Annotated in this window: 24 protein-coding genes; 9 read left to right on the top strand and 15 right to left on the bottom strand. The window is 29.4% G+C overall.

Annotated features, from left to right (window positions below):
• Window position 1 precedes the first annotated feature (1 nt).
• From AMN80_RS00800 to AMN80_RS05525, 3 genes are read left to right on the top strand one after another with little or no spacing between them, the layout of a single operon-like run.
• Window positions 2-181: a DUF3553 domain-containing protein gene (locus tag AMN80_RS00800; RefSeq protein ID WP_075520132.1), complete on the top strand. Its 180-nt coding sequence runs from the start codon at window positions 2-4 to the stop codon at window positions 179-181.
• A complete protein-coding gene (locus AMN80_RS00795) occupies window positions 171-953 on the top strand; it encodes a 3'(2'),5'-bisphosphate nucleotidase CysQ family protein (protein ID WP_075520131.1) in 783 nt (260 codons plus the stop codon). The genes AMN80_RS00800 and AMN80_RS00795 overlap by 11 nt, the downstream gene beginning before the upstream one ends.
• On the top strand, window positions 946-1095 hold the full coding sequence (locus AMN80_RS05525; RefSeq protein WP_179850264.1) for a hypothetical protein: 150 nt from the start codon (window positions 946-948) through the stop codon (window positions 1093-1095). The genes AMN80_RS00795 and AMN80_RS05525 overlap by 8 nt, the downstream gene beginning before the upstream one ends.
• On the opposite strand, the gene AMN80_RS00790 is transcribed toward AMN80_RS05525, so the two are convergent.
• Complete coding sequence (locus tag AMN80_RS00790) at window positions 1079-1642, bottom strand: regulatory protein RecX (RefSeq protein ID WP_075520156.1); 564 nt, start codon at window positions 1640-1642, stop codon at window positions 1079-1081. The two genes, AMN80_RS05525 and AMN80_RS00790, sit on opposite strands and share 17 nt — an antisense overlap.
• 28 nt (window positions 1643-1670) lie before the next feature.
• On the opposite strand from AMN80_RS00790, the gene AMN80_RS00785 reads away from it, so the two are divergent.
• Window positions 1671-2144 carry an ABA4-like family protein gene (locus tag AMN80_RS00785; protein ID WP_075520130.1) on the top strand — a complete coding sequence of 158 codons (474 nt, stop codon included), beginning with the start codon at window positions 1671-1673 and terminating at the stop codon, window positions 2142-2144.
• Entirely contained in the window at window positions 2137-2721 is a 585-nt protein-coding gene (locus AMN80_RS00780; protein ID WP_075520129.1) for a DsbA family protein, read from the top strand. Before AMN80_RS00785 ends, AMN80_RS00780 begins: the two co-directional genes overlap by 8 nt.
• Here AMN80_RS00780 and AMN80_RS00775 read toward each other — a convergent pair.
• Window positions 2714-3097, bottom strand: coding sequence for a rhodanese-like domain-containing protein (locus AMN80_RS00775; RefSeq protein ID WP_075520128.1), 384 nt, complete (start codon window positions 3095-3097; stop codon window positions 2714-2716). The two genes, AMN80_RS00780 and AMN80_RS00775, sit on opposite strands and share 8 nt — an antisense overlap.
• A gap of 29 nt (window positions 3098-3126) precedes the next feature.
• Between AMN80_RS00775 and AMN80_RS00770 the strand changes: the two genes are divergently transcribed.
• Genes AMN80_RS00770 through AMN80_RS00760 form a run of 3 tightly spaced genes read left to right on the top strand, consistent with a single transcriptional unit; the run spans window position 3127 to window position 4879 of the window.
• Entirely contained in the window at window positions 3127-4119 is a 993-nt protein-coding gene (locus tag AMN80_RS00770) for a glycosyltransferase group 2 (RefSeq protein WP_082256518.1), read from the top strand.
• On the top strand, window positions 4119-4430 hold the full coding sequence (gene cutA, locus AMN80_RS00765) for a divalent-cation tolerance protein CutA (RefSeq protein WP_075520126.1): 312 nt from the start codon (window positions 4119-4121) through the stop codon (window positions 4428-4430). The genes AMN80_RS00770 and cutA overlap by 1 nt, the downstream gene beginning before the upstream one ends.
• Window positions 4427-4879, top strand: coding sequence for a peroxiredoxin (locus AMN80_RS00760; protein ID WP_075520125.1), 453 nt, complete (start codon window positions 4427-4429; stop codon window positions 4877-4879). The genes cutA and AMN80_RS00760 overlap by 4 nt, the downstream gene beginning before the upstream one ends.
• A 69-nt stretch (window positions 4880-4948) precedes the next feature.
• Here the strand turns inward: AMN80_RS00760 and AMN80_RS00755 are convergent, their stop codons facing one another.
• From AMN80_RS00755 to AMN80_RS05520, 6 genes are all read right to left on the bottom strand, one after another.
• Window positions 4949-6250, bottom strand: coding sequence for an ammonium transporter family protein (locus AMN80_RS00755; RefSeq protein ID WP_075520124.1), 1302 nt, complete (start codon window positions 6248-6250; stop codon window positions 4949-4951).
• A gap of 143 nt (window positions 6251-6393) precedes the next feature.
• Entirely contained in the window at window positions 6394-6669 is a 276-nt protein-coding gene (locus AMN80_RS00750) for an HU family DNA-binding protein (RefSeq protein WP_075520123.1), read from the bottom strand.
• 146 nt (window positions 6670-6815) lie between these two features.
• Window positions 6816-7925 (bottom strand): RIP metalloprotease RseP, encoded by a 1110-nt coding sequence (rseP, locus tag AMN80_RS00745; protein ID WP_075520122.1) that lies wholly within the window; start codon window positions 7923-7925, stop codon window positions 6816-6818.
• Window positions 7926-7943: 18 nt separating this feature from the next.
• Window positions 7944-9374 carry a sodium:solute symporter family transporter gene (locus AMN80_RS00740; RefSeq protein WP_075520121.1) on the bottom strand — a complete coding sequence of 477 codons (1431 nt, stop codon included), beginning with the start codon at window positions 9372-9374 and terminating at the stop codon, window positions 7944-7946.
• 106 nt (window positions 9375-9480) lie between these two features.
• The gene (aceA, locus tag AMN80_RS00735) at window positions 9481-10758 is read right to left on the bottom strand and encodes an isocitrate lyase (protein WP_075520120.1); all 1278 of its coding nucleotides are present in this window, start codon (window positions 10756-10758) and stop codon (window positions 9481-9483) included.
• Window positions 10759-10797: 39 nt separating this feature from the next.
• On the bottom strand, window positions 10798-10962 hold the full coding sequence (locus tag AMN80_RS05520; protein ID WP_179850263.1) for a hypothetical protein: 165 nt from the start codon (window positions 10960-10962) through the stop codon (window positions 10798-10800).
• A gap of 112 nt (window positions 10963-11074) precedes the next feature.
• Here AMN80_RS05520 and AMN80_RS00730 point away from each other — a divergent pair, with 112 nt between their 5' ends.
• Window positions 11075-12505: a helix-turn-helix domain-containing protein gene (locus AMN80_RS00730; RefSeq protein ID WP_075520119.1), complete on the top strand. Its 1431-nt coding sequence runs from the start codon at window positions 11075-11077 to the stop codon at window positions 12503-12505.
• Window position 12506: 1 nt separating this feature from the next.
• Here AMN80_RS00730 and AMN80_RS00725 read toward each other — a convergent pair whose 3' ends face one another.
• From AMN80_RS00725 to folE, 7 genes are all read right to left on the bottom strand, one after another.
• Window positions 12507-13562, bottom strand: a complete 1056-nt coding sequence (locus AMN80_RS00725; protein WP_075520118.1) for an ABC transporter ATP-binding protein — start codon at window positions 13560-13562, stop codon at window positions 12507-12509.
• On the bottom strand, window positions 13563-15176 hold the full coding sequence (locus AMN80_RS00720) for an ABC transporter permease (RefSeq protein ID WP_075520117.1): 1614 nt from the start codon (window positions 15174-15176) through the stop codon (window positions 13563-13565).
• Window positions 15177-15254: 78 nt separating this feature from the next.
• On the bottom strand, window positions 15255-15425 hold the full coding sequence (locus AMN80_RS05515; RefSeq protein WP_179850262.1) for a hypothetical protein: 171 nt from the start codon (window positions 15423-15425) through the stop codon (window positions 15255-15257).
• 1 nt (window position 15426) lies between these two features.
• Window positions 15427-16452 (bottom strand): extracellular solute-binding protein, encoded by a 1026-nt coding sequence (locus tag AMN80_RS00715; protein WP_075520116.1) that lies wholly within the window; start codon window positions 16450-16452, stop codon window positions 15427-15429.
• Window positions 16453-16571: 119 nt separating this feature from the next.
• Window positions 16572-17462 carry a LysR family transcriptional regulator gene (locus AMN80_RS00710; protein WP_075520115.1) on the bottom strand — a complete coding sequence of 297 codons (891 nt, stop codon included), beginning with the start codon at window positions 17460-17462 and terminating at the stop codon, window positions 16572-16574.
• The gene (locus tag AMN80_RS00705) at window positions 17462-18463 is read right to left on the bottom strand and encodes an acrylyl-CoA reductase family protein (RefSeq protein WP_075520114.1); all 1002 of its coding nucleotides are present in this window, start codon (window positions 18461-18463) and stop codon (window positions 17462-17464) included. The genes AMN80_RS00710 and AMN80_RS00705 overlap by 1 nt, the downstream gene beginning before the upstream one ends.
• A 17-nt stretch (window positions 18464-18480) precedes the next feature.
• Window positions 18481-19092, bottom strand: a complete 612-nt coding sequence (gene folE, locus AMN80_RS00700) for a GTP cyclohydrolase I FolE (protein WP_075520113.1) — start codon at window positions 19090-19092, stop codon at window positions 18481-18483.
• Between the last annotated feature and the right edge of the window lie 54 nt (window positions 19093-19146).

Below are 19146 nucleotides of genomic sequence, written 5' to 3'. Positions count from 1 at the left end.
TATGATTTTAGATTTTGAGCCAGGTGACAAAGTAGTTAATCCTAAAGAAAAAGACTGGGGAATTGGACAAGTACAATCTATTATCAAAGGGAAAGTTACTGTTAATTTTGAAAATGTAGGTAAAAAAGTAATAAATTCAAATATAGTTGAGTTAACTAAATTAAAAATAAATGGACGATAAGTTAAAAAAAAAAATTATTCATGAATTAATTAAAACTTTTATTAATGCTGGAGATATTGCTCTTAAGTTAAGAGATGAGGGTTTAAAGAAAATTATAAAGGATGATAATACTCCTGTTACTAATGGGGATTTAGAGGTCAATAAAATAATAACTAGTAAATTAAAAGAAATAACTCCTGAAATTCCAATTGTTTCAGAAGAAGTATCTGACAATAAAGACTCTGATAGTCTATCAACTTTTTGGTTGATAGATCCAATAGATGGAACATACGACTATTTAAATAATAAAGAAGAATTTACTTTAAACGCTGGTTTAATTATTAATAAAAAACCTGAGATAGCGATTATTAATGCACCAGCAAAAAAAAGGTTATTTTATACTTTTGGTATTAATAACAGTTTTGAATTAAAAAATAATGTAGAAATTAAATTAGATTCTGGGGGCAGTTCTATAAATAAAGAACTAAATGCTTTAGTTTACTCTGATAATATCAAAAGTGAAATAAAAGATATTCATAAAAAATATGACATAAAAAAAATAACAAAAATGAAAAGTTCTTATAAGTTTTGTGTTATTGCCTCTGGAGAGTTTGACTTATATGTTGCAGATCCTAGAGCTTCTGAATGGGATATAGCAGCAGGTGATGCAATTTTGAGAAATGCTGGAGGTTCGGTAAAAGATATAAAAGGTAATGAAATATTTTATGGAAAAAAAGGTTTTAAAAATCCTAGTTTAGTAATAAAAAGTGCAAGATTGCTTCTTAATGAGTGAACAGCTTAGAATAATTTTAATTATAATTGTTAGTGTATCAATTTTTGGTTTAATTATTTTCGTAGTAGTTAAAAACTTTATTAAATCAAAAATTGATTATTATTTAGTTGAAAAAAATAAGAAAACTAAAAAAGACGAGTAATTTTTTCAAACTCTTCTTTGGAAAGATCCATAACTCGTTTTGATGTATCGAAATCAAAACCATTTCTAGCTAAAACTGCAATATCCTTTTTATAAAATAACGGTCTGTTGTCCTCTACTCTACATGGGCCTATTCTTCTTTTTTTACATATTTTTAATGCAGAAAAAAAATCTTGATCTTCATTTTCATCTTTTATTTTATCTAAAGTTTCTTTAACAAATTTTTGGTTTATGCCTTTTGACATTAAATAATTTCTTATCTTGTTGATAGAGCTACCTCTTTGAATAAGATTTTTTGCTTTGCTATTAGAATAAAATTTGTCGTTTAAATATTTGGAGTTTTCTAAATCATTCAGAACTACATCAATCAAATCTTTTATTTCATTTTTTTTTATTCCTACAGCTCCAAATTTCAAATATTTTTTAAGTAAATATGTCCTTAATTGCTGCTTTGATGGAGCATACTTTTCAATGTACTTCGTTGAAAAATCTCTCATCTCTTGAACTGTATCTTCAAAACTTTTTTTTTTATTTTTTAAAGGAATCATTTTAATTTTTAATATATTATAAACTTTAATGATTGAACAAATTAATAACTTCTTCACAGTCCCAATAATTTACTTATGGTTGAATTTAGGTGTTCTACCCTTTTGGTTAGTACTATTATTTTTTCCCACTTCTGGTGTAAGCAAATATATGGTTAGATCAATATTTCCATTTATGATTTTTTCATTTATTTATGCATATTTATTATATTACTTCTTTCTAACAGAATTTGATTTTAAGAATAATTTTAATCTTTATCTAGGTTTGGCTCAATTATCTGAATTATTTTCTGAAACAGGTTTTTTAATTATGTTTTGGTGCCATTTTTTAGCGGTAAATTTATTTTGTGGTGCGTGGATTGTTAGTGATAGTTTAAAATTTTCTATGTCAAAATTTTTGGTTTTTTTTCCTCTATTGATTACATATTTTATAGGTCCAATTGGATTGTTTTTTTACTGGCTAATAAGAATCTTTTTCGCAAAAAAATTATCATTGTATGACTAAAGTAATCGAGTTTTATTATGATTTTTCGAGTCCATATACTTATATTGCGCACAAAAAAATTAAAAAAATTATAAAAGTTAAAAATATTAATTTTTCATACAAACCAATGCTTTTAGGTGGTTTGCACAAATTAGCTGGGATAACCGCTAATGCATTTATTGGTCATAAAAATGAATTTATGATTCAAGATTGTGAAATGATTTCAAAGAAACTTGGTATCAATTTTCATTTTAATGAAAAATTTCCTATTAATTCTTTATATTTAATGAGAGGAACTTTAGTTTTAAAGGATAATTTACTTGAAAAATATATAGATACTTTTTTTAATTCCTACTGGCAGTTAAATTTAGATTTATCAGATAGAGGTATTTTTGAAAAAAAATTAAAAGAGATAAGCATTGATGTTAATAAGTTTTTTCAAGATATAGAGAAAAAGGAGACTAAAGAAAAGCTAAAATTGCTCACCGATGAAGCCTTTTCTAAAAAAATCTTTGGTGCTCCGACCTTTATTTATAATAATAAAATTTATTGGGGGCAAGACAGGTTAGATTATGTTATTGATGAGGTAATTAAATAATTTCAAAATCGCTTGCTTTAATAGTATTAAAACCACCATTAACATGAGACACATTTTTAAAACCCATGTCTTGCAAAGTTTTAGTGGCAAGAGCAGATCTTAAACCAGCAGCACAAAACAATATTGTTTCTTTTGATGGATCAATTTTTCCTTGTTTGTAATATGGACTAGATGGATCCATCCAAAATTCTAACATACCTCTCGGAATATGTAGTGAATTTTTTACTCTTCCATCTCTTTCAAGTTCTCTAATGTCTCTAATATCAATTAAATTACATTTATTTTCCTTAAATAATTTTGCAGCCTCATTGCTTGTAATAGTCTTAATTTCTTTTAATGCATTATTAACGAGATCTTGTGATGATTTAATAGTCATATATGTGTAATCTGTTAATATCAAAAAAAATGAAAAAAAACATCTTTAAAAAATTGTTTATAAAGATAAGTAGGTTAATAGGCTTCGAGTTAATAGATCAAAACGAATTTTACTCACCTACTCTTGAAAAAAACCTTGATGAAAAATTATCTAGTAAAGATAAGTCAATAATTCTTCCTTTAGGTGAGGTAAAATTAACAAAAAAAATTAAAAATTTGTCAATTATATTTAGAACTAATTCTAACATAGACATTTGGGACCAAAATAAAAAGAGAGTTTTTGAAGAACCAAAAATCGAGTACGTATTAAGATGTTTATTTTCATTAACAAAATCTATTAACAGACTTAAAAAAGAGAATTCATTAATTAATATTAACTTAGTAATTATTGATGACAATTCTAAATCAGATAATTTAAATAAAATTAAGAGTGTTCTAGATAAAAACCACCCAAAATATTCAATCATAAATCATAAAAAAGAAGAACATAAGGAAAAGATACTTGAAAATAATAATAACGAAACATTTTCTAACTTATCTAGCTTATTAAAATGTTTCGAAACTGCAAAAAAGGAAAATAGTGATTTAATTTATTTTGTGGAGGATGATTATTTGCATTTTGAAAATTCTTTAAATGATATGATCAATACTTATGAAAGGGTAAGCTCACAAATTGAAAAAGATATTATAGTTTGTCCCTGTGATTATCCATTTAATTATATGACTAATGAAAAAACAAATATTTTAATAGGTAGTAATCAACACTGGAGAACAGTCCAAAAAATTTTATGTACCTTTATAATATCTAAAAATATGCTGGAAAAATATTGGGATAATTTAAAAAAAACTTGTGAAAAAAGACATGACCCTTTTGAAAAATATATTAACGAAATTTTGTTAAATGAGATTGGTATATCACCAATAAATACACTGTCTATTCATCTAACCAATGTAAATTCAAGTTATGGCTTATCTCCCTTCGTAGATATTAAAAAGCTTTGGGATGAAAATAATATAAGTTGATGCAAATATTTTTTTACATAACTTGCACCAATATTAAAGAGGCTAAAAAAATTTCATCAGTTTTGGTAAAAAAAAAATTGATAGCCTGTGCAAATATTTTTAATAATATCCAATCTGTTTTTTCTTGGAAAAGCAAAGTCAAATTCTCCAAAGAGGTTATAATAACAGGAAAGACAACAAAAAAACTGCAGACTAAAATAATTTCAGAGGTAAAAAAATTACACTCTTATGACGTGCCTTGTATTATATTTTCTAAAATTTCCTCAGGTAATGAAGATTTTTTAAAATGGATTAGAAATTCCACAAGATGAGAAAAGCAAAAAATTTTAAGCTAATAGGAACATCTAATGAGATAGTTATATTAAATAAAATTAAATCAAAATTTACAGTTTTGTATTTTTATCCTAAAGATGATACTCCAGGATGTACACTAGAAACAAAAGATTTTAACTCGTTTTACAATAAATTTAAAAAGCTTAACTGTGAAATATATGGAATTTCTAAAGATACAATCGAAAGTCATTTAAAATTTAAAAAGAAATACAAAGTAAAATTTGAGTTGTTATCTGATGAGGATAAAATTGCTATTAAAGATTTTAAAGTTTGGGGTAAAAAAAAGTTCATGGGAAAAGAATTTATGGGTTTAATTAGAAGTACTTTTTTATTAAAGAAAAATGTTATTTTAAAAGAATGGCGAAATGTGAGGGTTAAAGGTCACGCAGAAGAAATTTATAATTTTCTTAAAGATAATAAACTTTAAAATAAATAAAAAAGGCCTCCTATTTCTAGGAGGCCTTAATTAAACGTCAAACCAAAGAGGGAGAGATGTTTAATCTCGTATAGCGTAACCTATTACGCCAGTTTCAACGACGTCTGTACCTTTAAGTTCTGCTTCTTTACTTAATCTGATACCAATAGTATTTTTCATAATCGCCCAAACAATGTAAGCAACCACAAAAACGAAAGCATTAATTGAGATTATTCCAAGTAACTGAGCTCCAAAACTTGTATCTGGATTTGTTAACGGAACTGCTATTGTACCCCATATACCAGCAAACATGTGAGCTGGAATTGCTCCAACTACATCATCAATTTTCATGGCAAAAAGCAATTTAGTTCCATAAACAACTATAATACCACCTACTGCACCGATTAATATTGCAGCAAATGGTGATGGCATTAATGGTTCTGCTGTGATTGCAACTAATCCACCAATACATCCATTTAACATTTGTATTACATCTGTTTTACCAAAGTGTAATCTAGTCATAGTTGCTGCTGCCATTACTCCACCGGCACCTGCTAAAAATGTATTCATGAAGATTGTTGATACTGCAATAGCATCATCTGCTGTACCCATTGCTAACTGTGATCCACCATTAAATCCAAACCAACCTAGCCATAATATAAATACTCCAACTGTTATTAAAGGTATTGAAGAAGCTGCAAATGGTTTCATTGGAGCTGGATCTCCTTTTTTTGTAAACCTTCCAAGTCTTGGTCCAAGTAATAACGCACCTGCTAATGCTGCTGCACCTCCAGTTGAGTGTACTAAAGTTGAACCGGCAAAATCTGAAAAACCTGCAGAAGCTAACCAGCCTCCACCCCATTGCCAACCCATTACTATTGGGTATATAATTCCTGCTAATATTGCAGCAAATAATAAGAACGGCCACAATTTAATTCTCTCTGCTAATGCACCAGAACAAATTGATACTGTTGTTGCACAAAATACCATTTGGAAATACCAATCAGAGCCATCTGAATAGCCTGTGTCTACAGCGCTAGCATCTGACCACGGTAAAAATTTACCAATATAACCACCCTCTGGAATTCCATAGGCTAGATTATATCCAAATAGCCAAAACATCATTCCTGCAATAGAAAATAGACCGATATTTTTTGCACATATAACTGATACACTTTTTGAAGTTACACTTCCTGCTTCAAGCATTGCGAATCCTGCAGCCATAAACATTACCAAAAATCCACAAACTAAAAATAAGAAAGTATTAAATATAAATCCGACTTCAGCGGATACTGTAGTTTCAGCATAACCAACACTGGTCATGTTTAGTAAGAAAGTAAAACCTACTACTGATCCTAACAGTTTATTAAATAGTTTTTTCATTATTCCTCCCTTTTAGAAAATCTTGTTATAAATTTTTGTAAGGTAATAACTATTGCTAACTCGATTTAATAGGTATGCATAAATTGCATGTAGAAACAGCCTTTATTAACTTTTAATTAATAAAGGCTGTTTAGAGGAAATATCTATTTATTGAATATTTCTTTAAGTGCTTTTGCAGGTAAAAATTTTACCTTTTGAGAAGCAGCGATTTGGATTTGTTCTCCTGTTCTTGGATTTCGACCAATTCTTGCTTTTCTTTTAGCAACTTTATAGGTACCAAAACCTGCTATTTTAACAGAATCATCATTTTTTAAAGCATCTAAAATGGTGTTTGTTATGGTATCGAATGTTCGCTCAGCATCAGCTTTGCTTTGATTTAAAGATCCAGCTAATTTAGCGACTAGTTGTTTTTTGTTCATTTTAGCTCCGGTATTAGGTTATTTCTATATTTGACAAAATCCTTTGTAAATCAAGCTTTTTTTTAGTGTTTAATCTGGTTTTAAACACAACATGTAGTGTAAAAAAAACGTTGATTTCATTGGTTTTTTTAATGTTAAAAAACCCTTTAAAATAAGCCTAAATCTTTGAGGTCATTGTAAGTTGCAAAAAACATTAAACTCAACAGTAAAAACATTCCGATTCGAAAAAAACCTTCTTGGGTTTTTTCGCTTAAGGGTCTTCCAAGGATTTTTTCTATTCCATAAAACATTAAGTGACCACCATCAAGTAATGGTATTGGAAATAGATTAATTAAACCAAGACTTATAGAAATATAAGCCATCATGCTTAAAAAAGGAATAATACCAAATTCTGCAACTTGACCAGAAATTTTTGCAATTCTTATGGGTCCACCTAGCTGAGAACTATCACCTTTTCCAGTAATTATAGTCCCAAGATACTTTAGTGTAGAGGTAGTAACAAAATAAACCTCAGTCAATGAATAATACATTGCTTTGATTGGTCCAAGTTTTTTATGATTAACGTTATTATTGTAAGGCAGTAGAGTTATTCCAATCATTCTTTTTTTAACTTTATTACCTAAACTATCTTCAGAATCTATAAAATCTGGTCTAACCTTAACTAAAATTTTTTGGTCATATCTCGAAACTTCAAAATCGATAAATTCTGCAGTGGAAAGAGTAATGTACTTTGATACATCTAAAATACTTTTTACATCATTATTATCTATTGATAAAATTACGTCATTTTTCTTCAAACCAGCGGTATAAGCGGGACTGTCTTTTTTAACCTCATCAATCATAGCTGGCGTAAAATCCTTACCAGCAAACATATTAATCATTAAAAAAATTACTACTGCTAGAATAAAATTGGCCAAAGGTCCACCAAAAACAATTAAAGATCTTTGGTACAAAGGTTTTAAAGTGAAAAGTTTTTTTCTATCCTCTTCTTTGTATTTTTTTAAAATTTCATCTCGGTCTGACTGAGAAAATACATTTCTATCTCCAAAAAATTTTACGTAGCCGCCTAAGGGTATTAAACATATTTTCCATCGAGTTCCAGTTTTATCGTTCCATCCAAACAATTCTTTTCCAAAACCTATAGAAAAATCTGTTACACCAACACCATATCTTCTTGCAAAATAGTAATGTCCATATTCATGAACAAAAACTACAACGATAATTAATATTATAAAGGGTAAAACAAATTCAAACATTTTTACATAATAATATATTTACTTTACTTTCCAAGTTAAAACTGGAAGTAATGTTGCCGCTATAAACGAGAGAAATAAAAGAGATTGTGTTACAAAATCTGGGAAATAACTTGCAGGAAACAGAATGCCAACTAAGATGCTTTTTGAAAAATCAGGACTTGGAAATAACAATATACCTCCTAACAACCCGACTACAATTGAGATATAAGCTGTTTTTTCACTAAATGATTTTGAGTAAAAACTATAAAATATACTCAAAACCGCCGTACAACAAAACAAGTCGGCTAGCAAAAATAGATACAAGATACTAAATCCTTTTGAGGCAACATATAAAGCGATAAAAGAAAGGCCTATAATTATATTTCTAGATAATTTTAAGTAATCTTTATTAGAACTTAAAATTTTTTTTCCATCTACTATAATTAGGCTTGATATAGCATTTATAAGTGTATCTATACTGCTTATAGTCAAAGATATTCCCAGCACAATGACTATAATAGACAACGTAGGTATTTCTTTATTTAATAATAAGGAAAAAAAAGCGAGATCAGGTGTTACATTCAAATTTTTAGATTCAGACACTAATCCTGTAAAACCCATCATATATACAATGGGAATTATTATTAAAAAGGAAAATAACAAACTCTTTTTTAAAACATCGTTATTTTTTGCAGCATAAACTCTTTGCCAATTTCCTTGGTGAAAAAGATTAGTAGCTGCAACAGCAATAAAGAATGTTAAGCCTGCGGTAAAGTTAGGAATGTAATTTTTGCTTAATAAATTTGGCTTATTTTTATTTATAAATTCAAAACTAAATTCGTTTGTATTAAATGAAAATAAATAAGAAAAAGCTATTAACAATAATAATGTAAAAACTACGAATTGGATATTGTCAGTGAATATTGAAGCTCTTAAACCACCATATAGTGTATATATAAGTGAACTAGAAATAACTATCAAAGCAGTAACCCATAATTTGGTTCCTGAAATATAATTTATCAAAATAGATACAGCTGTAACCTCTGCAATCAAAAAAATGGTCATGTAAAATATCGACAAAATTAAGATCAACTTAAATATATGTTTTCCAAACCTTAATCTAATAACTTCAATTAAAGTTTTTGCTTTTGGGTAAGAATTTCTAAATATTTTTCCAATAAAAATAATTGCAAATAAGGGAAACGCAGTTCCAAGTGAATAACCAATAACCGCACCTATCCCGCCCCATGTTGCAGCTGATGCAGGACCGAACAAAATCCAGGTACCCAAAGCAGAAGCTACTAAACTACATGTTAATGAGAATGTTCCAACTGATCTATTCGCTACTAAGTAATTATTTAAACCTTTAAATTTTTTTGAGTAAAAAAAACCAATAATAACAAAAGAAAAGCTAATTAATAAAATTAATATAATAGCAGATGTTGGATTTAAAATGTTTTGTTGTTCCATTTATCCCTTTCTGAATTACCGGACAGGTTCAATGGGTATTTCTCAGCCTTAACAGCACCCCATTGAATAAATTTATATAAATATTTTTTGATTGTAAATAATTAATTTAAAATTGCTCTTTTTCCGTTGAACCTTCCATGGCAGTTGTAGAACTCTTTCCACCACTAATCGTATTTGAAACAGCATCAAAATATGATGTTCCAACTTCTCTTTGATGTTTAACACTAGTGTATCCGTCTTTTTCTCTAGCAAATTCCTGCTCTTGAATTCTTGAATATGCGGTCATTCCTTCTTTTTTATACTTTTCTGCTAATTCAAAAATTGCAATATTTTGCGTATGAAAGCCCGCAAGTGTGATGAATTGGAATTTATATCCCATCGCACTAATTTTTTGTTGAAAAGTTGCAATTTCAGAGTCAGACAAATGTTTTTTCCAATTAAAAGATGGAGAGCAGTTATAAGCTAGTAATTTACCTGGAAATTTATTGTGTATTGCGTCAGCAAATTTTTTAGCTTCTTCCAAATTTGGAGTTGCTGTCTCACACCAAATTAAGTCAGAGTATGGTGCATATGCAAGTCCTCTAGATATTGCTTGATCAATTCCGTGTTTAACATAATAAAATCCTTCTGGTGATCTTTCACCAGTTAAAAATGGTTTGTCGTTTTCATCATGATCGTTTGTAATTAATTTTGCTGCATTAGCATCTGTTCTTGCTAAAATTATCAAAGGAACATCGGCAATATCAGCAGCTAACCTAGCGGCTTTTAAATTTTTTATCATTGTACTTGTTGGAACCAATACTTTTCCTCCCATATGTCCGCATTTTTTCTCACTTGCTAGCTGGTCCTCAAAATGAACTCCAGCAGCGCCAGCTTTTATAAATTTTTTAGCTAACTCAAAAACATTAAGTGGTCCACCAAATCCAGCTTCACCATCAGCAATTATCGGTAACATATAATCAACTCTGTCTTTAGATTTCATTTGACCATCATTGATTTCCATGTGCTGAATTTGATCAGCTCTCATCAAAGCATTATTCATTGACTCTACAAGTTTTGGGGCACTGTCATATGGATATAATGATTGATCTGGATACATTTCACCTGCGCTATTAGCATCTGCTGCCACTTGCCATCCACTTAGGTAAATTGCTTTAAGGCCAGCTTTTGCATGCTGGACTGCGTGATTTCCAGACAACGAACCTAATGTATTAACGTAAGGCTCGGAGTTTAACAATCTCCACAATTTTTGAGATTGATGTTTGCACATCGAATATTCTATTTTTATAGATCCTCTTAATCTTTCTACATCTTCCGGGGTATAATCTCTTTTTACTCCAGCAAATCTTTTTAGGTCATATGATATCTTAGACTCGGAGCTCATTTTTTTCCTTAGAAATAATTAATAATTAAGACTTTAAAATTAGTTACTATTATACTCTTTAGTAAACTCATTCATTCCACTTGAACCCCAATCGCAATGATCATCTCTTAAATAAATGCCAGAGTTGTCAGAGTGATTTTGATTCTCATGGTCAGAATTTAAAGCCTTATTTACTTGATTTTTTATTTTGTTTTTGTTGTTCATGTAAACTTTATAATTTACAAAGTTTACAAAATCTATAAATAACTTAATAATACTTGTAAAATCAATAAATTTATTGTAAATTATTATTTACAAAATTTACAAATAGAAAATTATGAGTCAATTAGATGTAAAAATAGGCCCAAAAATCAAGTCTTTTAGGAGACAATTGGGACTTCAAGCTAACAAACTAGCTGAGCAACTAGGAATTTCACCTAGTTACCTCAATTTAATAGAAAGTGGTAAAAGAAAAATCGATGGAGATCTACTTCTTAAAGTTTGTGAAGAGCTCAAAATAGAATTATCAGATTTAACAAATAAATCAGATTTAAATTTAGTGAATGATATTTCAGAATTGTTAGATGATCAATTATTTGAAGATCTAGATATTCTTGGTCCTGAAGTGAAAGATCTTGTAAATACTAACCCTAAGATAGCAAGAGCTTTGATCAAACTAGGAGATAATTATAAACAAAAAGACCATGAAATTATAAGTAAAGTTGAAACACTTTCAGGTAAAATAATTGACAGCCGTAAGACTTCATTTCCGGGTGAAGTAATATCAGATTTTTTACAAGAGAAAAAAAATTATTTTCCAAAACTTGAAGAGTTTGCAAATAAAATTTTTAATAAAGTACAATTAAACAATAGAACTAGATATGTTGCTCTTTGTGATTTTTTAAAAACAGAGTATTCAATTAATGTTAAAGATATTATTCCGGAAGAAGGAAAACCATTTTCAAAAATTTTTAACAAAAATAATAAAGAACTTTTATTAAGCGAATATAATTCATTAGAGACAAAAAAATTACATGCTGCTGCTCAAATAGCACAGGAAGGAGCTATAAATGAAATTAATGAGTATTTATCAGAATTTAAATTTCCCTCAGATGAGGCAAAAAGATTAACAAAAATAGCCTTATTAAATTATTGTGCTGCAGCTATATTGATGCCCTACAAATTATTTCATTCTGAATGTAAAAAATTAAAATATGATTTGGAATTACTACAAAATACATTTGCTACGTCTTTTGAACAAGTGGCACATAGAGTAACTTGTCTGCAGGATCCTAAGTTACCTGGTATACCTTTTCATATGTTAAGAGTAGATATAGCTGGAAACATATCAAAAAGATTTTCTTTGTCTGGTATTGAAATACCAAGATACGGTGGAGCATGTCCTAGATGGAACGTCTATTCAGCCTTTACTAGACCAGGTGTCATTCAAGCAGCTGTAAGTAAAATGAGTAATGGAAAAAAATATGTTTGTATTGCAAAAACAGTAGAGAAAGGTGTTGGTAGATACGGAAGAAAGAAAAGTATGCTGTCTATTGGATTAGGTTGTGAGGCGAAATACGCAAAGGACTTTGTATATACAGAAAATTTAAACTTAAATGATAAAAAAACCGAAATACCGATTGGTGTATCATGTAGAACTTGTGATAGATTAGATTGTTCTCAAAGGGCATTTCCTCCTCTTCATAAAAAATTTGATGTGGATATAGATACAAGAGGTGTTTCGGTTTATGTCAAGACAGATAAATAATTTAAAAGCAAACTAAATGATCAATATAAACCGGTTTTTTTATACCAAATTTTTCATCTATATCATGTTGGTGAATATGGTGAGAGTGAACGAAAACTGGTATTAAATTACCCTTTTCTGTTCTAAGAGTATAAATAAAGTTTGTCCCTCTAAATTTTCTGTCTACCACATCAAATTTTAAGTTACTTTTATCGTCATGAATAAGATCTTCGGGTTGCAAAAGTAATTTAACATTTGAACCTATTTCAGCAGGTTTAACAAATTTACCTTCAATAGTACCTAAATCATCATTTTCTAATGTGTTTTTTCCGGTGACTTTGGCTGGTATCAAAATTCCTCTATTTAAAAAGTTAACTACACTAACAGAATTTGGATAATGGTAGACTTTATAAGGATCATCAAACTGTTTTAATTTTTCATCTAAAACAACCCCACATTTATTACCTAAATAAAAAGCTTCATATGAGTCGTGGGTTACTACAATTGTTGTTATTTTAAGGTTTTTTAGGATTTTTTTTAATTGTATTTGTATTTCTTCCTTAAAGCTTTGATCAACGTTTGACAGTGGCTCATCTAAAAGTAATAAGTCTGGTTCAAATACTAGTGATCTCGCTAGAGAAACACGTTGAGCTTCACCAGCACTTATTTGATGAGGAAATTTTTTTAAGACATTATTTAAATTTAACAATTTAATTATAAAATCAGGACTAATTTTTTTAGTTTTATTTTTATTCTTATTTACAGCTATTTGAATATTTTTTTCTACAGTGTAGTGAGGGAATAAACAATTATCCTGAAAAGCTAATGATATATTTCTATTTTCTGGTTCGACATGATTATCTTTTGAAGAAATTAATTGACCTTTTAAAAAAATTTCACCTTTATTAATTTTTTCAAGCCCTGCGATAGTTCTTAAAATTGTAGTTTTGCCTATGCCTGAAGGTCCTAATAAACAAATTATATCTCCCTCATTTTCAATAGAAAAAGAGACGTTTTTTACTTTTTCAATTCCATCCACTGAAAAATTTACGTTTTTAATTTCAAAAATATTTTTCATTTAATCTCGTAATATAAACTTAGATGTTGACAAAATAAATACACTGGCAATTAAGATTAAAAATAAAGACGGTGCTGCAGCTGCCTCTAATAAATCCTCAGATGCATATATATATGCAGTAGTTGCGAATGTCTCAAAGTTAAATGGTCTTAAAATTAAAGTAATTGGCAACTCCCTAATTATTTCTAGAGAAATTAAAATTGCTACAAACAAAACTGAATTTCTTAAATAAGGTATATGTATATTAACAAATGTTCTAATTTTCGAATAACCTAGTAAATATGCACTTTCATCAACAGAAAGGTTAATTTTTTCGTACCCTGACTTTATACCGTTACACGCTAATGAGTAAAATCTAATAAAATAAACTATAACAAGTCCTAGTATTGAACCAAAAAATACTTTTTTGATAGATTCAAATCCAAATAATTTTACAAAATTATTATCAAACCATGCGATAAAAGTAATAAATGCAATTGCTAAGATTACACCAGGTATTGCATATCCGGATATTGACAGAGTATTCATCACATTTAATGGTTTGCTTTTTGAAACCCTCATTCCGTAATTAGATATAAATGAAAAAATGATAAGTGCTAAACTTGATAAAAAAACTAAATATATGGTATTGTATATTAGACTTAATACTTCTAAATCAAAAAGATTATCAGAATAAATAATTGTCCAATACAACATTTGACTAGATGGAAATATGAAACTTAAAAAAAATATTACAAAGCAAAATAAAAATGCCAAAAAACTTTTTCCTCCATCTAATTTATATTTCTCTCGTTGTTTAAATCTGCTCGATGAGTTTGAATGATATTTTGCTTGTTTTCTTGATAAATTTTCTAAAATGAATAAAGCAAAAATAAATAATAACAAAAAGAATGAAAGTCTATTTGCAAATGCAAGGTCATCAAATGTTATCCATGAATTATATATTCCAGTTGTAAGGGTGTTTATTGAAAAGAAGTCTACAGCACCAAATTCTGCTAAAGTTTCCATTGCTACTAATGACAATCCAGCAACTATTGCGGGCCTAGCAGATGGTAAAATAACCTTTAAAAAAGCCCTTATTTTAGAAAATCCCAAATTTTTACTAAGGTCTATTAAATTTTGAGATTGATATAAAAAAGAAGCTCTAGCTAAAATATAGACATAGGCAAATAAAGAAAAGGATAATGATAATATCGCTCCAAACATGCCACTAAATTTCGGTATGTGTTTATTGTATTCCCCCTCACCAAATAAATTTTTGAGAATGGTAAAAGCTGTTCCATAATTATCAAAGAAAGCAAAAATAGAGTACGCATAAATATACGGAGGAACAGCAAAAGATAATATTAAAGCCCATTTAAAAAAATTACTTCCTGGAAAGACATAAAAAGAAACAAGATAAGCTGTACCTGTTCCAAAAATAAAAGTTAAAATTAAAACTCCAAGTAATAAGGTTGCAGAATTATATATATATTCTACTAAAAAAGTTTCTTTTAAAATTTTGTAATATTCTGTTGTCTCCTCAAAAAAACTGAAAGAAACAGTTGCTATAGGAATTAAAATTACAAAAGAGATGAGAAAAGAGCTTAGGTACCAAATATTAAATTTTTTCATATTATAATCCGCCTTATAATCATGAAATTAAATATGCCCATAGAGGAGATGTCCATTGGCATATAATCAAGAAATTATCTAAAAATCAAAAACTTTTAGGATGTGCGGAACCTCCTTATCTTTAATATCAGATAAATTTCTTTTATTTATTCTGTCATTGATTTTTTTACACTCTGAAAGACACGGTGAGCATCCTTTAGAAGATTTATTATAATCAATTTCAGAAATAAATTCTTTTTTATCTTCCATATTATTTCCAACCAGCTGCTGTCATTACCTCTAATGCATCAGCTTGTTTAGCGCCATAACTTGAAACTTTAGTTTTTAGATCTTGTTTAAAATCTAATCCTATATTGTTTACAACCAGCGGGCTTGGAGAAACACCATCGATCATTGGAAACTCAAAAGTATTATTTGTAAAGTGCTCTTGAGCTTCTGGAGTTAATAAAAACTCTACAAGTTTAATCGCATGTGATTTATTAGGTGCGCCTTTTACTAAAGCAGCACAACTAATATTCATATGTGTTCCTCTATCATTTTGGTTGGGAAAGAAAGCTTTTACTTTTTTTGCAGCAGCTTGTTGCTCTGCTCCTTTGTTTCCTGATAACATTAATGCTAGATAATATGTATTAGCAACAGCAATATCTGCTTCCCCAGCAGCGACTGCCATAATTTGAGCTCGGTCATTTCCTGTTGGTGTCCTAGCCATGTTCGCAACAACACCTTTTGCCCAATCAGCTGTAGCTTTTTTACCATTATTTTTAACTAATGATGCTACAAGTGATTTATTATATATATTACCTGATGCTCTAATTACTAATCTACCCTTCCATTTCGGATCAGCTAAACTTTCATAAGTTAAACCTGACAACTCTGCACCTGATACTCTATCTGGAGCGTAGTAAACAATTCTTGCTCTTTTAGCAATTCCTGTCCAATGGTTTGTTCTAAAGTTTGACGGAACAGCTGCTTTTATTGCAGGTGAAATTAGACCACTTTGCGTCATTCCTTTTGCTTTGAATGCTCCACATCGACCAGCATCAGCAGTGATGTAAAGATCAGCGGAAGAATCTGTTCCCTCTTCGATCATTCTTTTTTCGAGAGCTCCGGCTTTTCCGTTTATTAAATTAACTTTGATTCCAGTTTTGTTTGTGAACTTACTGTAAAGTTCTGCATCAGCTTTGTAATGTCTTGCATTAAAGATATTAACTTCAGCAGCTATCGTTAAACTAGAAATGAAAGTTAGAAGTATTGTATATATACTAAGTTTTTTCATTTATTTATTTACCCTTCTTCCGCACTGTTGATAATGAGAATTAATCTCATTGAAAATGATAATTAATCTCAATGATAATGATTATCAATCGCATATATTGACGCAGGCGTCAAGCGATATTAAAACTCCCACTCTGAGATTTTGCTATATAAAAAGTTTCTAAAAGCCTGAACTCTTGCTACATTTTTCATTGATTGTGGGTAAACAAAATGGGCTTCTGTTATTGGGCCCTCTATATTTGGTAATACTTTAACAATATTTGGCTGATTTACTGTAATGTAATCAGGTAAAGCAGCTAATCCAACTCCACTTTGAACGGCTAACAATAAGCCATAAACACTGTTAACTTTCATCACAGTTTTCCTTTTTTTATTATCTTTAGTACCTAATTTTAAAGCCCAATCAGGATTATAAACTGGTGAAGGAGCGCCTCTTCCAAATGATATAAAAGAGTGTTTATTTAAGTCACTTGTGCTTTTAGGAAAACCATGTTTTTCCAAATATTTTGGAGAACCATAAATATGGTAATTTATATCTATCAATTTTTTTTGAATGTAATTCAATTGTTTAGGTCTTCTCATAAAAATACCAATATCAGCTTGCCTAGTGCTTAAATCTAGCTCTTTGTCATCAAAAATAAGTTCTACTTCTATATCTGGATTTAGTTGCATGAATTCTTGAATTCTTGGGGTTAGCCATGTTGTTCCAAAACTTACAACAGTGGTGACAGTTAGTTTACCACTTGGTTTATTTTTTTGATCTCCAAGTGAAGTTTCGACCTCTTTAAGCTTACTAATTACCTCATGGGCAGTCTTGAATACGTATTCTCCATTTTCTGTTAAAGTAAGACCTCTTGCGTGTCTCTCAAATAGTTTTACTTTCAAGTCTTCCTCTAAAGCCTGAATTTGTCTACTTATTGCTGATTGACTGAGATTTAGATTAACTGTTGCACTTGTAAAACTACCAGCTTCTGCAACTGCATGAAATATTTTTAACTTGTCCCAATCCATTATTTATTAACATTAACAATGTATCTTCCAGAAGTTTTGCCTTCAAGCATTTTTGAATATTCAACTAAAAGTTGTTCGAGACTTATCTCTTTAATTGACTTTTCAAGTAAATCAAAATCTACAAGTTTCGAAACTTCATCCCACAAAAATTCTCTTCGCTTTATAGATACACTTACAGAGTCGATACCCCAAAGTTTTACACCTCTTATGATAAAAGGCATTACAGTAGTATTTAATTTTATACTTGATGCATTTCCACACGCAGCAACTATTCCATTAGGCTTAACATGGGATAGAATGTTAGCTAAAATATTTCCACCAACTGTATCAACTGCACCATCGTACAATCCTTTATCCAATGGTCTAGCCTCTTTGTCTAAATCACCTGATTTTATTATAGTTTTTGCACCTAGTGATTTAAGATATTCTTCATTTGGCTTAGTTGTTGCGGCTGTTACATTGCAACCCATTTTACTTAATATCATGACGGCAATACTACCAACTCCACCAGAGGCTCCTGTAACAATTACATCATTTACTTTTTCTCCAAGCAACAAAACCTCTCTAGTTTGTTTAGTCGTAAAAGCGCATTGGATTGCTGTCATACCAGCAGTACCTAACATCATTGCTTGTCTAGATGTAATTCCTTTAGGTTTTTTTACCAAAAAATTTGAATTTACTTTTGCAAATTGAGAATATCCACCAAAGTAAATTTCACCAACTCTCCAGCCGGTCTGGATTATTTCATCACCCTCTTTAAATTTTTCACTTTTACTTTCAACTACTGTGCCTGAAAAATCGATACCTGGAATATGTGGAAATTCTTTAACTAATCTTGCACCATTTTTTAAAATTAAAGCATCTTTAAAATTTAATGTAGAATAATCAACTTTAACTAAGACATCACCATGTTTTAAAAATGATTTTTCAATAGTTTTAATTTCTCTTGAAAACTTTTCACCCTCTTGATTTACAATTAACGCTTTAAAATTATCAGACATTACTTTTTTTAAATTTATTAGATTTTGCTACTAATAAATCTTAGATATCTATTTTGACAAGCTAGGTCGTCTTTAAATTTACCTAAATAATAATTAGTTATAGTTGTGGCTTGTTCTTTTTTAATTCCTCTAGTTGTCATACATTGATGAGTTGCATTTATTGTTACAGCTACTCCTTTTGCTTCTAAAGAGTCCATCAAGGTTGTTGCAATTTGTTTTGTTAATCTTTCTTGAGTTTGCATCCTTCTTGAAAAAACTTCTACAACTCTAGCAAGTTTACTTAAACCTACAACTCTTTCATTTGGCATGTAAGCCACATGTGCAATTCCTAAAATCGGTGCCATATGATGTTCGCAATGACTTTGAACTGATATATTTTTTTGTATTACCATATCGTTGTATCCCTCTACATCGCCAAAAGTTTTGCTTAGTATTTTATTAGGGTCTTCCTGGTAACCTTTAAAATATTCTCTATATGCTTTTAAAACTCTCTTAGGAGTTTCTAATAATCCTTCTCTGCTTGGATCTTCCCCTATCCATTTTAATATTTTGATATAAGCCTCTTCAGCTTCTTTATCTGATACTTCGTTATTTTTTATTGGCTTATTTTGTTCTTTAACTAATTTCATCGCGATAGTTATATATATAATTTAACTTTTTTAAAATATTTATTATAATCTTTT

Source organism: Candidatus Pelagibacter communis (genome assembly GCF_001179985.1).
Lineage (GTDB): Bacteria > Pseudomonadota > Alphaproteobacteria > Pelagibacterales > Pelagibacteraceae > Pelagibacter > Pelagibacter ubique_J.
Note: the sequence above shows the minus strand (reverse complement) of the source record. Positions and strands in the feature narration are given on the sequence as shown.

Excerpts from the sequence above, each read along its gene's own strand:
- AMN80_RS00760 (WP_075520125.1), top strand. The coding sequence starts at position 4,427 with ATGAGAAAAGCAAAAAATTTTAAGCTAATAGGAACATCTAATGAGATA.
- AMN80_RS00725 (WP_075520118.1), bottom strand. The coding sequence starts at position 13,562 with ATGAAAAATATTTTTGAAATTAAAAACGTAAATTTTTCAGTGGATGGA.
- AMN80_RS05525 (WP_179850264.1), top strand. The coding sequence starts at position 946 with ATGAGTGAACAGCTTAGAATAATTTTAATTATAATTGTTAGTGTATCA.
- aceA (WP_075520120.1), bottom strand. The coding sequence starts at position 10,758 with ATGAGCTCCGAGTCTAAGATATCATATGACCTAAAAAGATTTGCTGGA.
- AMN80_RS00775 (WP_075520128.1), bottom strand. The coding sequence starts at position 3,097 with ATGACTATTAAATCATCACAAGATCTCGTTAATAATGCATTAAAAGAA.
- AMN80_RS00795 (WP_075520131.1), top strand. The coding sequence starts at position 171 with ATGGACGATAAGTTAAAAAAAAAAATTATTCATGAATTAATTAAAACT.
- AMN80_RS00750 (WP_075520123.1), bottom strand. The coding sequence starts at position 6,669 with ATGAACAAAAAACAACTAGTCGCTAAATTAGCTGGATCTTTAAATCAA.
- AMN80_RS00780 (WP_075520129.1), top strand. The coding sequence starts at position 2,137 with ATGACTAAAGTAATCGAGTTTTATTATGATTTTTCGAGTCCATATACT.
- AMN80_RS00710 (WP_075520115.1), bottom strand. The coding sequence starts at position 17,462 with ATGGATTGGGACAAGTTAAAAATATTTCATGCAGTTGCAGAAGCTGGT.
- AMN80_RS05520 (WP_179850263.1), bottom strand. The coding sequence starts at position 10,962 with ATGAACAACAAAAACAAAATAAAAAATCAAGTAAATAAGGCTTTAAAT.
- AMN80_RS00730 (WP_075520119.1), top strand. The coding sequence starts at position 11,075 with ATGAGTCAATTAGATGTAAAAATAGGCCCAAAAATCAAGTCTTTTAGG.
- AMN80_RS05515 (WP_179850262.1), bottom strand. The coding sequence starts at position 15,425 with ATGGAAGATAAAAAAGAATTTATTTCTGAAATTGATTATAATAAATCT.
- AMN80_RS00720 (WP_075520117.1), bottom strand. The coding sequence starts at position 15,176 with ATGAAAAAATTTAATATTTGGTACCTAAGCTCTTTTCTCATCTCTTTT.
- rseP (WP_075520122.1), bottom strand. The coding sequence starts at position 7,925 with ATGTTTGAATTTGTTTTACCCTTTATAATATTAATTATCGTTGTAGTT.
- cutA (WP_075520126.1), top strand. The coding sequence starts at position 4,119 with ATGCAAATATTTTTTTACATAACTTGCACCAATATTAAAGAGGCTAAA.
- AMN80_RS00800 (WP_075520132.1), top strand. The coding sequence starts at position 2 with ATGATTTTAGATTTTGAGCCAGGTGACAAAGTAGTTAATCCTAAAGAA.
- folE (WP_075520113.1), bottom strand. The coding sequence starts at position 19,092 with ATGAAATTAGTTAAAGAACAAAATAAGCCAATAAAAAATAACGAAGTA.
- AMN80_RS00705 (WP_075520114.1), bottom strand. The coding sequence starts at position 18,463 with ATGTCTGATAATTTTAAAGCGTTAATTGTAAATCAAGAGGGTGAAAAG.
- AMN80_RS00770 (WP_082256518.1), top strand. The coding sequence starts at position 3,127 with ATGAAAAAAAACATCTTTAAAAAATTGTTTATAAAGATAAGTAGGTTA.
- AMN80_RS00785 (WP_075520130.1), top strand. The coding sequence starts at position 1,671 with ATGATTGAACAAATTAATAACTTCTTCACAGTCCCAATAATTTACTTA.
- AMN80_RS00740 (WP_075520121.1), bottom strand. The coding sequence starts at position 9,374 with ATGGAACAACAAAACATTTTAAATCCAACATCTGCTATTATATTAATT.
- AMN80_RS00790 (WP_075520156.1), bottom strand. The coding sequence starts at position 1,642 with ATGATTCCTTTAAAAAATAAAAAAAAAAGTTTTGAAGATACAGTTCAA.
- AMN80_RS00755 (WP_075520124.1), bottom strand. The coding sequence starts at position 6,250 with ATGAAAAAACTATTTAATAAACTGTTAGGATCAGTAGTAGGTTTTACT.
- AMN80_RS00715 (WP_075520116.1), bottom strand. The coding sequence starts at position 16,452 with ATGAAAAAACTTAGTATATATACAATACTTCTAACTTTCATTTCTAGT.